The sequence below is a fragment of the Pseudomonas sp. R1-7 genome (assembly GCF_051132105.1).
GTDB lineage: Bacteria > Pseudomonadota > Gammaproteobacteria > Pseudomonadales > Pseudomonadaceae > Aquipseudomonas.
Genome location: NZ_CP071661.1, coordinates 2441763 through 2456814 on the forward strand (window position 1 = coordinate 2441763; position 15052 = coordinate 2456814).

Genomic DNA, 15052 nt, shown 5'->3' on the forward strand with positions numbered 1-15052 from the left:
TGTGGCGAGGGGATTTATCCCCGCTGGGCTGCGCAGCAGCCCCAATAGCTGCGAAGACCATCCTCCCTGAGGGACCGCGGTGTCAGTTTCAGGGGCGCTTCGCGCCCCAACGGGGATAAATCCCCTCGCCACAGCTTTGTTTATTCCTTCACTGCCAACTCCACCAGGTGATCCTCGACCTCCTGCGGCTTGAGCACCAGCACGTCGCTTTCCAGCGTATCGAGCACGGCTTCGGCGGTGTTGCCGATCAACACACCTGACAATCCGGAGCGCGCCACGGTGCCGATAACAGTGACGGCTGCCTGGAGCTTGTGGGCCATGTAGGGAATCAACACGTCCGCCGGGCCTTCCTGGATGTGCAAGTGTTCGTCGTCAATGTCGAATTCAGCCTGGAACGCCCGGCATTGTTCGCGATAACGGGCTTCGATGGTTTCCTTGAGCTGGAAGGTCGGATCAGCCGACGAGAGCATCGGTGACGGATGAGCGCTGATGACATGCAGGTGCGCCTTGGCCAGGAAGGCGATGTCATAACCATGGTCGATGATGGTCGAGTGCAGGTGGCGATGCTCGCCATCGGCGTTGCCGACGTCGACCGCCGCCAGGATGACCCTGTCTTTCCAGGACCCGCTGGTCTTGACCAGCAGCACGGGTGTGGGACAGTGGCGCAGCAGCTTCCAGTCCGCCGGCGTCAGCAGGGCTTTCTTCAACGGGCTGTCGGGGAAATGCTGCTTGATGACCAGGCCACAACCTTCGGCTTGCTGCACGTCGATAATGGTTTCGTAGAGGCTTTCGTTCCAGGCCTGCTCGGTGGTGACGCTGTAGCCGTCGGCCAGCAATGCGCTCTTGAGTACGGTGAGCAGGCCTGCATGATCGTGGTGTTTGTCGCACACCAGCAGGTGCAGGTGAGCCTGGGTCACGCCAGCGATCAGTTTGGCCCGCTTGAGCGCGAGGCTTTCCGAATGTTCAGGTTCGATGACCACCAGGATGCTGCGAATGGCTTGCATGATCGGCGTCTCCAGCAATAAAGGGGCGTGGCGTTGATCAACTATAGTTGTTGTGGAAGGCTCGTCGACTTGATGCATATCAACGGTGGTGACTGGTGGTCTGGAGGCAGGCCGGTATAATCGGCGCCCTTTGCTCGACTACCTTTTCCCGTGAGCCCCATGATCCTTCCCGAAATCCACGAGTTCCTCGGTTGCCGCACTCCTGATGCCTGGGTCCAGGCTGCGCTGGCCGATCAGGACACCCTGCTGATCGACCACAAGAACTGCGAGTTCAAGGCCGCCAGCACTGCCCTGAGCCTGATCGCCAAGTACCATTCCCACGTTGATCTGATCAACATGATGTCGCGCCTGGCCCGGGAAGAACTGGTGCACCATGAGCAGGTCATGCGCTTGATGAAAAAACGCAAGGTCGGCCTGCGCCAGCTTTCCGCCGGGCGCTACGCATCGGGCCTGCGCAAGGTGGTGCGCAGCCACGAGCCGGTAAAACTGGTGGACACTCTAGTGGTCGGCGCTTTCATCGAGGCCCGCAGCTGCGAGCGTTTCGAGGCGTTGGTGCCGCATCTGGACGAGGAACTCGGCAAGTTCTACTTCGGCCTGCTGAAAAGCGAGGCCCGGCATTTCCAAGGTTACTTGAAGCTCGCCTATCAGTACGGCGACGCCAAGGACATCGCTCAGGTGATCGACAAGGTTCGGGAAGCCGAGCGCGAGCTGATCGAGTCGCCGGATGTGGAATTCCGGTTTCACAGTGGCGTGCCGGCCTAGCGGGTCAAACCCAGTCGCTCATGCCACTGGGCAATCGACTCTTCGGGATACACCTCGAATTGCTGGTCGCCCGGATGCGCCTCGACCTCCACCCACGGCGCCTTGGAGCCCAGCATCAAGTGGGTGCGCTCCGGCGGTACCGGCAGTGGCGTGTCGATGGCTGAGGCAAATGGGTGAATCAGCTCCGGCCACTCGGGGCTGAACAGCCACAGGCCTGAACCGCACAACGAGCAGAAGTGCCGTTCGGCGCTGCTGGGGTGTGACCGTTTATCGCCCTCGTTCTTGAGTCGCGCATGGTAGACCGTGATGTGCTTGCGGCCTTGTACCTTCAGGCTTTTCGCATCACCCCCCAGGTTGATCGCAAAACCACCGCCGCCCTGGGTCTTGCGACAGATCGAGCAATAGCAGCGCTGGTAAGGGTAGGGGTGACTGCTGTCCAGGCTGAACGAAACGGCGCCGCAGTGGCAGGATCCTTCGAGGTGCATGGGGGAACCTCCATCGGGGAATTGAATAATCTGGACAATATCGAGGGCTCGAATGTTCTCAATTACTTGGGCACCCGCCACAAATACCAAGCCGCCACTGTGCGATAAGGGCTCCAGGCCTGGCCGATAGCGATCATCTGTCGGCGATTCGGCTGAGCGTCCAACCCCCTGAGCCGTCGATATCCCTCGCGAACCCCGAAATCATCCGCCGGCAGGATATCGGGCCGTTCCAGGCTGTAGATCAGCAGCATCTCGACAGTCCAGCGCCCCACGCCGCGCAGGCTGACCAGGCGTTCGATCAGTGCCTCATCCTCCATGGCCCGTGCCGAGGCGTAATCCGGCACGACGCCGTCCAGTGTCGCCTGGGCGATGCCCTGGAGGGTTGCGATCTTGCTGGCGGAAAATCCGCAGTTGCGCAATAGCACGCCGTCAGCCGCCAACAGTTGTGTGGGGTCGGGAAAGGCTGCGGGGGCAAACAGCGCCAGGAGGCGCCCGAGAATGGCATCCCCGGCCTTGGCATGCAGCTGTTGATAGGCGATCGCCCGTACCAGCGCCTCGTAGGGTTCGCGGGTCGGCTTGGGTTGCAGCAGGCAAGGGCCGACGGATTCGACGTGGCGTCGCCAGTCTTCGTCAAGGTTGGCCAGGAAAATACTCGCTTCGTGGTAAGGCGCGTCCATCTTTCTCTCGGTCAGGGGCAGGTCAGAACGCCAGGGGTAACGAAACCTGCACCGCGGCTTTTTCCAGCCGCAGCAGAAACGCCTTGCGCGGCTGGCCGCCACCATAGCCAGTCAACGCGCCATCCGCGCCAATCACCCGATGACAGGGAACGACAATGGCCAGGCGATTCTGCCCGTTGGCCAAGCCCACTGCGCGGCTGGCGCCGGGGCTGCCGAGCGCGCAAGCAACGGCGCCGTAGCTGCGGGTTTCGCCATAGGGAATCTTTTGCAATTCGTCCCAGACCCGGATCGCGAAGGCGCTGCCGGGCATGTGCACAGGTACATTGAAGGTCGTGAGTTTGCCGGCGAAATAGTCCGCCAGTTCGCTTTCTATCTGTTGCAAATGAGCGTTGTGCCCCGGGGCTACGGTGTAGTCGTAGCGTTGCTGCAGTTCTTCCAGCTCCTTGGTCAAGGCCGGGCGGTCGAGAAACTCCAGCAGCACCAGGCCACGACGCTCGGCCATGGCCAGCATCGGTCCCAGCGGGGTGGTCAGGCGGGTGAACAACAGCGGTTCGCTGAGGCCGGCGCGGCCGGGCGTGATATGAAACGACTTCACGAACGCATCGCGAAAACCGCTCAGGGACTCATAGCCGGAATCGAATGCCGCGTTGTCGATCGAGGCGCCGTCCTTGATTCCCCCCAAGGCGATGCCCAAGCGTCGGGTGCGCAGGTAGGCATGGAACGTCATGCCGAAATGCTGCTTGAACCAGCGGCGCAGCCTGAGCGGTTCGATGCCTTGCTCAAGCAGCAGCGCGTCTGTCCAGCGCAGGTCGGGTTCGGCATCCACGGCCTTGAGCAGCGCCTGGATCCAGTCCGGCGCAATGGCTGCGGCGTCCAGCGGCTTGCAGCGCAGGCAGGCTCGATAGCCGGCTGACATGGCTTCATCGGCGTGGGCGAAGAACTCCACGTTCTCCGGCTTCGGCTTGCGCGCCGTGCAAGTGGGGCGGCAGAAAATGCCGGTGGTCTTGACCGCAGTGAAGAAGACCCCCTCGTAGGCGGTGTCTCGTTCGAGCATGGCGCGGACCATTTCGGCGTGGGGCGGTAGAAGCGAGTCTTGTAGGTTCATGGATGGAGCATAGAACCGAGCCCGGGACGACTCCACCGAAAAATCGACAGTGAATTTTCCAGGCGTTTGGTCGGACAATCCCGAACAAAAATTGAACCTCCGAGTCTTAAAGGTTCACCCGCTGTTTTTGTCTTTCGGAGACATCATGTCCAAACATAAGAAATCCCTCATCGCCGTTGCTGTCTGTGCCCTGGCGCTTGGTGCTTCGGCGCTGTTGCCTGCCGACCTGTCGCCTATCGGTTCGAGCTATGCCGCAGGCAATGGCGGTGGTGGAGGCGGTGGTGGAGGCGGTGGTGGCGGCAACGGCGGTGGCGGCGGTCACGGTGGTGGAAACGGTGGTGGCAATGGCGGCGGCCACGGTGCTGGCATTGGTGGTGGCCAGGGTCATGACAAGTCGGGCGACGCCCGCGGCCTTGGCAAGGGATTGGCCAGCGACCACTCCGGCACTCGTACCCGCACCCGGGATCATGGCGTGAGCGGCAAGCACACCGGCACTACCCGCACCGATCGCGCCAGCAAGTCTTCGGTGACCTCGGCCATTGCCAAGGACCGTGATACGCGCGGCCTGACCAAGGCGTCGGCAATTTCCACTGCCACGCCAGGCACCCACAACACCAAGGGCCTGACCAACGCGACCAGCTCGTCGATCAAGAACGATCGCTGATCGCCTGAACAAAGCCGCGATGCCTGTGTAGGCATCGCGGCTTTTTTTCGCCTGCCGGACGGCCGTGGCGAAGGGTCAGTATTTCCAGAACACCGGCGTGAACAGCACCAGCACCGTCAGGATTTCCAGGCGTCCCAGCAGCATGCCGATGGTCAGCAGCCATTTTGCCGCATCCGGCAGGGTTGCGAAGTTGCCGGCCGGGCCGATGATATTGCCCATGCCCGGTCCCACGTTGCAGACCGCGGTGGCCGCGCCAGTCAGGGCGGTCGTCCAATCCAGGCCGATCAGCGCGAGGCCCAGGGCGATGGCGCCAATCGTGATGGTGAAAAAGAACGAAAACGTCAGCAGCGAGCGAACGATTTCCTCGTCGATGGGATGGTTGTTGTATTTCTTCTGGATCACCGCCCGCGGGTGGATCAATTGCTTCAAGCTGCCCATCAGCAGGACCTTGGCGACTTGAAAGCGAAAAATCTTCAGCCCCCCGGACGTGGACCCCGAACAGCCGCCGACGAACGTCAGGTAGAAGAACAGCAGCAGGGCAAAACTGCCCCACAGCGTGTAGTCACCCAGCGCCACGCCAGTAGTCGTGACGACAGAGGTAACGTTGACCGCCACGATACGGACCGCATCCAACCATGCGTGGTCGCTGTTCAGGCTCAGCCAGGTTCCCACCACCAGCCATGTGACCACCAGGAATCCGACGAAGCCCCTTACTTGCTGGTCTTTTAACAGGGCTCGCCTGCGCCCCCGCAGCGTTGCGACATAGAGCGTGAACGGCAACGCGCCTGCCATCATGATGACTACCGACACCCAATGGACCGCCGGTTGGGTCCAGTGCGCCAGGGAGGAATCGGAGGTCGAGAAGCCGCCGGTGGAGATCATCGACATCGCATGGTTGATCGCTTCGAAGGGCGTCATGCCGGCCAGCCACAGTGCCAAGGTCGCGAGGGCGGTCAAACCGACGTAGATCCACAGGATGTAGTTGGCCGCGACGTGGGAGCGTGGCGTGACTTTCTCCGACCAGTCCGATGATTCGGTCTGGAACAGCCGCATGCCGCCGACTCGAAGCAGTGGCAGGATCGCCACGGCCATGCCGATAAAGCCGATTCCGCCGAGCCATTGCAACATCGAGCGCCAGATCAACAGGCCGGGCGATGCCGTATCCAGCCCGGTCAGGATGGTCGAGCCGGTAGTGGTAATCCCCGACATGGTTTCGAAGAACGCATCGGTGTAGCTGATGTGCTGGATGAACACCATCGGCAGGGCGGCGAAGGCGCAGACAAATACCCAACTGGCGGTGGTGAGCAGGTACATCTCCCGGGGGCGCATCTGGACATGTGCCGGCTTGCCACGGGCGACCAGCGCAATACCACAGACAAATGTGATCAGGCTCGACCAGAGAAACGCCGACAAGTCATCGTTGCGCTCGTAGAACATCAGCGTGAACAGCGGAATCGCCATGCTGACCGCGAGGGTTATCAGGAAAATCCCGAGAATGAAACCGATGAGACGCAGAACCGCTGTGGACATGGATGACGCCTGTTTCAAAGAGCTGCACAGTATCGATTTGGTGAATCGCTCACCGCGTAAAATTTGCGTAAAAAAATGAAGCGGAAGGGGTCGCCGACAAAGGCAGTTTTCTTCAATACCCGAGGGAGCGGCCCGTTTACCTTGGGCCCTCTTTCCTGGAACGAAGAAGATATGTGATGAGCTTGATTTTTTCCATGGCTACCTTCGCGCTGGTGGCTTCCATTACCCCTGGGCCGGTCAACATCGTTGCCCTCAGCTCCGGTGCCCGCTACGGGTTTCGCGCCACCTTGCGCCATGTCGCCGGCGCCACCCTGGGCTTTGTCCTGCTGCTGGTCTTGATGGGGTTGGGGTTGCACGAGGTCTTGCAGCGCTGGCCGGGGCTGACCCGTGTGGTGCAACTGGCGGGCGTGGCGTTCCTGTTGTTCATGGCCTGGAAACTGGCAATGGATGACGGCGAGCTGGGGGACCGGGACGAGGGGCGCGCGCCGTCGATGTTCTATGGCGCGCTGATGCAATGGCTCAACCCCAAGGCCTGGCTGGCTTGCGTGGCAGGGATGGGCGCTTTCGTGGCCGATGGCGAGACGTGGCTGGTGTGGCAGTTCGCGGCGATCTACCTGGTGATCTGTTACCTGTCGGTGGGCTGCTGGGCCTACGCTGGGAGCTACCTGCGTATCTGGTTGGGGAACCCGGCGACCATGCGCCTGTTCAATCGGGCCATGGCGGCGTTGCTGGTGGCGAGCGCGGTGTATTTGTTGTTGCCGTAAGCCAACGCAGCATCAGCCGCGATATTGGCCCGGCGTCGCCGCCAGGTGTTGCTTGAAGGCCCGCTGAAAATGCGCCTGGTCGGCAAACCCGCTTTCCAGCGCCACATCGGCAATCAACTTGCCCTCGCGCAATTGGCGTCTTGCGAACTGGATTCGACGATTGATCAGGAAGGCATGGGGCGTCATGCCGTAGTGCCGCTTGAAGGCCCGGCTCAAGTAGGACGGCGAAAGCTGCGCGAAGGCGCAGATGTCTTCGAGCTTGAGGGCTTCGGTGCAATGATCATGGATGAACTGCGCGGCGCGCATCAGGGCCGGGTGGCTGCCCCGGTCCGGACGCCCAGCCGGATTGAGCCGATGCTGAAGGTCGGTGAAGAACGCCTCGGTGGCATCTCGCTTGGCGCCGGCATCGATCCGTTCATCCACCAACACGTCGTAGAGCTCACACAGGCCCGAGAAAAGCGCGGTATCGCGGCTGTGGGTAGTGTCGAACGCCTGGAAATCCAGGGACGGATCAACGCCGATCCGGCGTTGCAGATCCCTCAACCAATGGGTGTCGACATACAGCATCACATACGACCAGGGCTGATTGTCGATCGGATTGCAGGCGTGGACGTCGCCAGGGTTCATCAGTACCACCGTGCCGCCCTCGACGTGGAAGTTCGACTGCTCGTGCAGATAGGTACTGCGCCCGGCCGTGATCGCACCGATGGAAAAATGGTCATGGGAGTGGAGCGAGTAGCAGACCTTGCGACCGTCGGCGATGGCGCGGGCCTCGATGAAAGGCAGCGCCGCGTCGCGCCAGAAGCGTGGGGCAGCGTCGTGGTTGGCGGGCTTCATCGGTCAAGGTCCTGTTATGTGGGCTGTGCTGAGTGTATTCGCGTGCGCTGCAAAATGCCCGTTCGAGTTCGGCGCGGGTCTGGACTAGACTGCAAGGACGCTCGCCAATGGAGTTACCGATGCTCGCGCCAGGAGAACCTGAGAACGAAGCCGTCCGCCTCAAGCAGCTGCAGTCGCTCAAGCTGCTGGATACCGAACCCGAGGAGCGATTCGACCGCCTGACCCGCCTCGCCCGGCGTCTGTTCAACGTGCCCATCGCCCTGGTGTCGCTGGTGGATGCCAATCGGCAGTGGTTCAAGTCCAGTGCCGGCCTGGATGCCAGCGAAACGCCCCGCGAGGTGTCCTTCTGTGGGCACGCGATCCTGCAGGACGAGATCCTGGAGGTTTGCGACGCGGAACAGGACGAGCGATTCCACGACAATCCGCTGGTGACCGAACAGCCCGGCATCCGCTTCTACGCGGGTCATCCCCTGGGACTGGAAGATGGCAGCAAGATGGGCACCTTGTGCCTGCTGGACACCAAGCCACGCAAGCTCAATGACGAAGAGCGCGACCTGCTGCGCGACCTGGCGAGCATGGCCGAGCAGGAGCTGGTCGCCGTGCAGATGGCGAGCATGGATGAACTGACCCTGTTATCCAATCGGCGAGGCTTCAGGACGTTGGCGCAGCATGCGTTGCGCGTCTGCGGCCGGCTTTCGCGACCGGCCACGCTGCTGTTTTTCGACCTCAACGATTTCAAGCCGATCAACGACCGTTTTGGCCATGCCGAAGGCGACAGTGCCTTGAAAACCTTTGCCGACGTGCTGCGCATTGCCTTTCGGGAAAGCGACGTGATCGGCCGCCTGGGGGGCGATGAATTCGTCGCGTTGCTCACTGGTGCGTCTCATGTCGAGACCGCCGCGATCATGGCGCGTCTCAGGGAGATCCTGGAGGAGCGCAACGCGACGTTGCAACGCGGTTACGACATCCACTTCAGCGTCGGCCAGATCGAGTACGACCCTGAGCGACATGGTTCGATCGATAGCCTGCTGGCCGATGCGGACGCGGCGATGTATGCGCAGAAGAAGGGGCGGCGCGATAGCTTGAACTGATCGGCCCATGACCCAGGCGAAACGCTCTAGAGCCAAGGGTTCTGCGCCAGATGCCGGGCTTCGAAGCGACGAATCTGTTCGGCGCGTTGAAGCGTGGCGCCAATGGCGTCCAGCCCCAGCAGCAAGGATTGCTTGCGCAGCTCATCGATCTCGAAGGCAATCACCTCGCCATCCGCCAATCTGATCTGTTGCGCCGACAGGTCGACGGTCAGGCTGGCGGTTTCGGCGTGGCTGACCGTTTGCGCAATTTTCCTTAGCTGCGGTTCGGGCAATTGAATCAGCAACACTCCGTTGCGTTGGCAATTGTCATAGAAGATCCCGGCGAAACTGCTGCCGATGAGCGCCCTGATGCCTGTTTGCTTCAATCCCCAGACAGCATGTTCCCGGCTTGAGCCGCAGCCGAAGTTTTCACCCACCACCAGGAACGTAGCGCCGCGCCAGCCAGGTTTGTTGAGTACGAATTCGGGATTGGGAACGCCAGCCTCCAGCCACTTCAAGTCAAAGAACAGGCCCCGGTCCAGCCCGTTGCGGTCGATGCCCTTGAGAAATTGCTTGGGCATGATCACGTCGGTGTCGATGTTGGCGGCCAGCAGCGGGGCGGCGGTTCCGATTACGGTAGTGAAGGGTTGCATGCTTCAGGCCTCCGGCAGCAGTGAACGAACGTCGGTCAGGTGACCGGCAATTGCGGCGGCCGCCACCATGGCCGGGCTCATCAAGTGGGTGCGGGCACCTGCGCCCTGGCGTCCTTCGAAGTTGCGGTTGGTACTGGAGGCGCAGCGATCTCCAGGGGAAAGCACGTCATCGTTCATGGCCAGGCACATCGAACAGCCGGATTGGCGCCATTCGAAACCGGCGTCGCGGAATATCGCCGCCAGGCCTTCTTCTTCGGCTTGCTGGCGCACCAGGGTCGAGCCGGGCACGATCATCGCCCGCACATGGGCGGCGACGTGCTTGCCCTGTACGACACGGGCCGCATCGCGCAGGTCTTCGATCCGCGCATTGGTACATGAGCCGATGAAGGCATGGTTGATGACCACTTCGGCGAGCGGCATGCCTGGCTTCAGGCCCATGTAGTCCAGCGCGCGCTGCAGGCCTTGGCGCAGGATCAGGTCGGTTTCTGCCGAAGGGTCAGGTACCCGACTGCCGATGGCAGCAGCCTGGTCAGGGCTGGTGCCCCAGGTGACCATGGGTTCCAACGCATCGACATCGAGCGTCACTTCCCGGTCGAAGACGGCGCCGTCATCGCTGTGCAGGGTTCGCCACTGGGTCACGGCCTTTTCCCACACCTCGCCCCGGGGGGCGCGGGGTTTGCTCTTCAAGTAGTCAAAGACCTTGTCATCCGGCGCCATGAATGCACCCCTGGCGCCGGCCTCGACGGCCATGTTGCAAATGGTCATGCGGGCTTCGACGCTCAGCGCGGCGATCGCCGGTCCGGTGAATTCGATCGCATAACCGGTGGCGCCCGAGGCGCCGATTCTTTCGATCAGCGCCATGATGATGTCCTTGGCGGTGACGCCTGCCCCGAGGGTCCCGTTGACCGTGACGCGCAAGGTTTTCAGGCGCTTGTAGACCAGTGTCTGGGTGGCCAGCAGGTGTTCTATTTCAGACGTGCCGATGCCGAAGCCGAAGGCCCCCAACGCGCCGTAGGTGGTGGTATGGCTGTCGCCCGCGGCCACCACCATGCCGGGCAGGATGAAGCCTTGCTCGGGGGCGACGACGTGCTCGATGCCCTGGCGTTTATCCAGCACATCGAACAGCTCGATGCCGAAGTCGCGGCAGTTTTGCGCAAAGTACGACACCTGCCGGGCACCGCCGGCATCCGGCATGGCTGCGATGCGCTGGGGCGCCGTCGGGTTGACGTGGTCGACCACCGCCAGCGTCGCGCTCGGGCGCCAGACGCTACGGCCGTTTTCGCGCAGGCCGCTGAAGGCTTGTGGGCTGGTGTATTCGTTGGCGACCTGGCGATCGATGTACAACAGCACGTGGCCCTGGTCATCCAGTGGGCAAACGGTATGGCTGTCGATGTGCTTTTGATAGAGCGTTCGAGGGCTGTTCATGCAGGCGCTTCTTTTTTCCTGGCGGGGCTGCGGACAGCATATTTATCGCCCACGTCGTATCAAGAGCCCTGGAGTGAAGGCGTTGCACACGAATTGTGATCAATCGTGAGGGCCGGGCGGCCCCTCCATGGCCGCCACGGATCGGGTTGAATCAGCGTCGGGCAGTCCGGGTGCTGACGTCCACCCATACGGCCAGGACCAGGATGCTGCCCTTGACGATCATCTGCCAATAGCTGTCGACGTCGAGCATGGACATGCCGTTGTCCAGACTCGTGATGACCAGCGCCCCCAGCAGCGCGCCGTAGACCGTGCCCGAGCCTCCGCGCATGGATGTGCCGCCGATGAAGCAGGCGGCGATGGCGTCCAGTTCGCCCATGTTGCCGGCCGAAGGCGAGCCGGCGGCCAGGCGCGCGGTATTGACCATGCCGGCGAGGGCGCACATCACGCCCATGATGCCGAAGATCCAGAGTTTCACCGCCTGCACGTTGATGCCGGACAGGCGCGTGGCTTCCATGTTGCTGCCCACGGAGTAGACGCGCCGGCCGAACACGGTCTGGCTGGTGACGTAGCTGAACACCCCCAGCAGGACCAGCAGGAGCAGCACCGGAACCGGAATCCCGTCGTAGCTGTTGAGCGTATAGACGAACCCGGCCAGCACCGCGCCGATCAGCACCACCCGCGCCACATCACGCACCAGCGAATGGGCTGCCAGACCATGGAGCGCGCGGTTGCGGCGCTGTTTCCAGGTGAGGAACAGCGTCAGCGCGAACAGCACCATGCCCAGACCCGTGCCGACCGCATGGGGCAGGTAACCCTGGCCGACATAGACCAGCTCCGGCGATACCGGGGCGATGGTGGTGCCGCCGGTGATGCCCAGCAGGATCCCGCGAAACGCCAGCATGCCGCCCAGGCCGACGATGAAAGAGGGGATGCGCAGGTAGGCGGTCATGTAGCCGTTGGCCAGCCCGATCATCAGTCCGCACAGGGCGACCAGGCTCAGGTTTGCCAGCAGCGGAATGTGATAGACCACATCAAGTATCGCCGCCAGTCCCCCCAGCAAACCGAGCAACGAGCCTACCGACAAATCGATCTCGCCGCTGATGATCACCAGCACCATGCCGCAGGCAAGAATGCCAGTGATGGACATCTGCCGCAGCAGGTTGGAAAGGTTGCGCGGGGTCAGGAATCCGCCGTCGGTCTGCCAACTGAAGAACAACCAGATGACCGCCACGGCGATTACCAGGGCGAGCATTTTGTAGCGGGTGAAGACTTGTTTGACCTGATTCATCTACGCGGACTTCCGATCATTGTTGTTATTGCTTTCGGGATGGCTGAGCGCGGCGGCGAGCACCTGTTCCTGGGTCAGTTCCTGGTTGATGAAGTCGCCGCGCAGTTGCCCCTCGCCGATCACCAGCACGCGGTCGGACACCCCCAGCACTTCGGCCAGCTCCGAGGAGACCATGATGATCGATACACCTTCGGCGGCCAGCGCGCCCATCAGTTTGTAGATCTCATATTTGGCGCCGACGTCCACGCCCCGGGTGGGCTCGTCGAGAATCAACACCCGGGGCTTGGTCAGGAGCATCTTCGCCAACACGGCTTTTTGCTGGTTGCCTCCGGATAGGCTGGTGATCGGCAGGAACGGGCTCGCGGTCTTGAGGTGCATGCGCGCGATTTCCCGGTCGATGCTGCCCAGCTCGGCCTCGGCGTCGATGCGGGTCATCTTCGAGAAATTCTCGAGCACCGCCAAGGTGATGTTCTGGCCGACGCCCAGGTCCGGGATGATGCCTTGGCGCTTGCGATCTTCAGGGACCATGCACAGGCCGGCGCGGATCGACTTGAGCGGCGTGCTGCTGTCGATGCGCTGGCCGTCGAGCCAGACTTCGCTTTCATGACGGCCGGGGTAGGCGCCGAACAGCGCCGACACCAGCTCAGTGCGACCGGCGCCGACCAGCCCGGCGATGCCGAGGATTTCGCCGCGCTTGAGCACGAACGAAATGTCATCGACGCGTTTGCGCCTGGGGTTGTCAACGTCGTAGCAGGTGACGTGGCGCGCCTCGAAAATAACCTCGCCGATGTCATGGGGTTCGGTGGGGTAGAGGTTGCTCATTTCCCTTCCGACCATCTGGGTGATGATCTTCGCAATGTCCATCTCGGCCATGGCGGTGGTGGCGATGTGTTTGCCGTCGCGGATCACCGAAATGGTGTCGCACACGGCGGCCACTTCATCGAGCTTGTGGGAGATGTAGACACACGCCACGCCCTTGGCCTTGAGGTCGCGGATGATGTCCAGCAGCACGTCGATTTCCGAGCGGGTCAGGGCCGAGGAGGGCTCGTCGAGGATCAGCAGGCGCGCCTGCTTGTTCAAGGCCTTGGCGATCTCGACCAATTGCTGGTAGCCACCGCCGTACTGCGAGACCGGCAGCGAGACGTTCATGTCCGGCACCTTGAGGTCGCGCATCAGGGCTTCGGCGCGGTGGATCATCGCCGGATAGTTCATGCGTCCGCCGGGCAATGTCAGCTCGTGGCCCATGAAGATGTTTTCGGCCACGGACAGGTCGGGGACCAGGGTCAATTCCTGATGAATGATCACGATGCCGGCGGCTTCGGTATCGCTGATCGATTGCGCCTTCAGCGGCTGGCCATCCCAGAGGATCTCGCCCTCCCAGGTGCCGTAGGGGTAGACCGCCGAGAGGACCTTCATCAAGGTGGATTTGCCGGCACCGTTCTCGCCGCACAGGCCGACGCACTCACCCGGCCTGACCTTGATGTCGATGCCATTGAGGGCCTTGACACCGCCGAAGGTCTTGACGATGCCGTTCATTTGCAACAGGTATTCGGACATGGCGAGGGCTCGTAAAAAAGGGCTCTGGCATCACTGGACCTGTGGGAGCGAGCTTGCTCGCGATAGCGGCAGTACATCCAACATTGATGCAAGCTGGACCACCGCCATCGCGAGCAAGCTCGCTCCCACAGTGTTTCACTTGATTGCCTGGTCAGGTCACTGCCCGGCAATCTGCGCCTTGGTGTAGAACCCGTCCTTTTCCAGCAGGTCGATGTTGTCCTTGGTCAGCGCCGTAGGCGTGAGCAGGATGGTGTCGACTTTCTTGGTGCCGTTGTCGTACTGCGAGCTATAGGTGGGTTTTTCGTTGCGCGCCAGCTGTACCGAGAGCTTGGCGGCTTCGGAGGCGATCAGTTTCAGCGGCTTGTAGACGGTCATGGTCTGGGTCCCGTCGATCACTCGCTTGACCGCCGCCAGGTCGGCGTCCTGGCCCGAGATCGGCACCTTGCCGGCCAGCTTCTGCGCGGCCAGGGCCTGGATGGCGCCGCCGGCGGTGGCGTCGTTGGAGGCGACGATGCCATCGATCTTGTTGTTGTTCCGGGTCAGGGCGTTTTCCACGATGCTCAGGGCTTCGGTGGGGTTCCATTCCTTCACCCATTGCTGGCCGACGATCTTGATGTCGCCCTTGTCGATGGCCGGTTGCAGCACCTTCATCTGGCCTTCGCGCAGGATCTTGGCGTTGTTGTCCGTCGGCGCGCCGCCCAGCAGGAAGTAGTTGCCCTTGGGCGCTGCCTTCAAGACGCCGCCGGCCTGCATCTCGCCGACTTTTTCGTTATCGAAGGAGATGTAGGCGTCGATGTCGGCGTTGAGGATCAGCCGGTCATAGGAGACCACCTTGATCCCGGCCTTCTTGGCTTCGGCGACGGCGTTGGTCAGCACGGTGGCGTTGAACGGCACGATGACGATCACGTCGACGCCACGGGAAATGAGGTTTTCGATCTGGGAGATCTGTTTCTGCTCGTTGGCGTCCGCCGATTGCACGAAGACTTTTGCATCGAGTTTTTCCGCCGCCGCGACGAAATAATCCCGGTCCCGGGACCAACGTTCCAGGCGCAGGTCATCGATGGAAAAACCAATCTTGGGGTTGGTGGCGTCGGCCATGGCCGGGAGCGAGAGCAGGGCGAGGGCGCCGGCGAGCAGGGTACGTTTGAATCTTTTCATGGTGGTGCGTCCTTTTATTGTTTTTTGAAAGACACTGCCTGACGATGAACGTGATGCCGGTAGAACTGTAGAG

Annotated in this window: 15 protein-coding genes; 4 read left to right on the top strand and 11 right to left on the bottom strand. The window is 61.9% G+C overall.

Features of this window, described 5'->3' with window-relative positions; translation table 11 throughout:
* Positions 1–140 precede the first annotated feature (140 nt).
* Positions 141–1004 carry a universal stress protein gene (locus J3P79_RS11070; RefSeq protein WP_434610419.1) on the bottom strand — a complete coding sequence of 288 codons (864 nt, stop codon included), beginning with the start codon at positions 1002–1004 and terminating at the stop codon, positions 141–143.
* 159 nt (positions 1005–1163) lie between these two features.
* Between J3P79_RS11070 and J3P79_RS11075 the strand changes: the two genes are divergently transcribed.
* On the top strand, positions 1164–1766 hold the full coding sequence (locus tag J3P79_RS11075; RefSeq protein ID WP_434610422.1) for a tRNA-(ms[2]io[6]A)-hydroxylase: 603 nt from the start codon (positions 1164–1166) through the stop codon (positions 1764–1766).
* Here J3P79_RS11075 and J3P79_RS11080 read toward each other — a convergent pair.
* The 3 genes from J3P79_RS11080 to J3P79_RS11090 all read right to left on the bottom strand — a co-directional run bounded on the left by J3P79_RS11080 (position 1763) and on the right by J3P79_RS11090 (position 4033).
* Positions 1763–2251 carry a GFA family protein gene (locus J3P79_RS11080; protein ID WP_434610424.1) on the bottom strand — a complete coding sequence of 163 codons (489 nt, stop codon included), beginning with the start codon at positions 2249–2251 and terminating at the stop codon, positions 1763–1765. The two genes, J3P79_RS11075 and J3P79_RS11080, sit on opposite strands and share 4 nt — an antisense overlap.
* A gap of 62 nt (positions 2252–2313) precedes the next feature.
* Entirely contained in the window at positions 2314–2928 is a 615-nt protein-coding gene (locus tag J3P79_RS11085; protein WP_434610426.1) for a DNA-3-methyladenine glycosylase family protein, read from the bottom strand.
* A 22-nt stretch (positions 2929–2950) separates the two neighbouring features.
* A complete protein-coding gene (locus J3P79_RS11090) occupies positions 2951–4033 on the bottom strand; it encodes a bifunctional transcriptional activator/DNA repair enzyme AdaA (protein WP_434610427.1) in 1083 nt (360 codons plus the stop codon).
* Positions 4034–4178: 145 nt separating this feature from the next.
* Here J3P79_RS11090 and J3P79_RS11095 point away from each other — a divergent pair, with 145 nt between their 5' ends.
* Entirely contained in the window at positions 4179–4697 is a 519-nt protein-coding gene (locus J3P79_RS11095; protein WP_434610429.1) for a hypothetical protein, read from the top strand.
* 75 nt (positions 4698–4772) lie between these two features.
* Here J3P79_RS11095 and J3P79_RS11100 read toward each other — a convergent pair whose 3' ends face one another.
* The gene (locus J3P79_RS11100; protein WP_434610431.1) at positions 4773–6227 is read right to left on the bottom strand and encodes a TrkH family potassium uptake protein; all 1455 of its coding nucleotides are present in this window, start codon (positions 6225–6227) and stop codon (positions 4773–4775) included.
* Positions 6228–6403: 176 nt separating this feature from the next.
* Here J3P79_RS11100 and J3P79_RS11105 point away from each other — a divergent pair, with 176 nt between their 5' ends.
* Entirely contained in the window at positions 6404–6991 is a 588-nt protein-coding gene (locus J3P79_RS11105) for a LysE family translocator (protein WP_434610432.1), read from the top strand.
* Between the two features lie 12 nt (positions 6992–7003).
* On the opposite strand, the gene J3P79_RS11110 is transcribed toward J3P79_RS11105, so the two are convergent.
* Positions 7004–7828, bottom strand: a complete 825-nt coding sequence (locus tag J3P79_RS11110; RefSeq protein WP_434610435.1) for an AraC family transcriptional regulator — start codon at positions 7826–7828, stop codon at positions 7004–7006.
* 119 nt (positions 7829–7947) lie between these two features.
* Between J3P79_RS11110 and J3P79_RS11115 the strand changes: the two genes are divergently transcribed.
* A complete protein-coding gene (locus J3P79_RS11115; RefSeq protein WP_434610437.1) occupies positions 7948–8919 on the top strand; it encodes a sensor domain-containing diguanylate cyclase in 972 nt (323 codons plus the stop codon).
* Between the two features lie 26 nt (positions 8920–8945).
* Here J3P79_RS11115 and leuD read toward each other — a convergent pair whose 3' ends face one another.
* The 5 genes from leuD to xylF all read right to left on the bottom strand — a co-directional run bounded on the left by leuD (position 8946) and on the right by xylF (position 14979).
* The gene (leuD, locus tag J3P79_RS11120) at positions 8946–9551 is read right to left on the bottom strand and encodes a 3-isopropylmalate dehydratase small subunit (RefSeq protein WP_039591324.1); all 606 of its coding nucleotides are present in this window, start codon (positions 9549–9551) and stop codon (positions 8946–8948) included.
* A 3-nt stretch (positions 9552–9554) separates the two neighbouring features.
* Positions 9555–10976: a 3-isopropylmalate dehydratase large subunit gene (gene leuC / locus J3P79_RS11125; protein WP_434610439.1), complete on the bottom strand. Its 1422-nt coding sequence runs from the start codon at positions 10974–10976 to the stop codon at positions 9555–9557.
* A 151-nt stretch (positions 10977–11127) separates the two neighbouring features.
* Positions 11128–12264: a sugar ABC transporter permease gene (locus tag J3P79_RS11130; protein WP_434610440.1), complete on the bottom strand. Its 1137-nt coding sequence runs from the start codon at positions 12262–12264 to the stop codon at positions 11128–11130.
* Positions 12265–13821: a D-xylose ABC transporter ATP-binding protein gene (gene xylG, locus J3P79_RS11135; protein WP_434610443.1), complete on the bottom strand. Its 1557-nt coding sequence runs from the start codon at positions 13819–13821 to the stop codon at positions 12265–12267.
* Between the two features lie 156 nt (positions 13822–13977).
* Entirely contained in the window at positions 13978–14979 is a 1002-nt protein-coding gene (gene xylF, locus J3P79_RS11140; RefSeq protein WP_039591317.1) for a D-xylose ABC transporter substrate-binding protein, read from the bottom strand.
* Positions 14980–15052 lie beyond the last annotated feature (73 nt).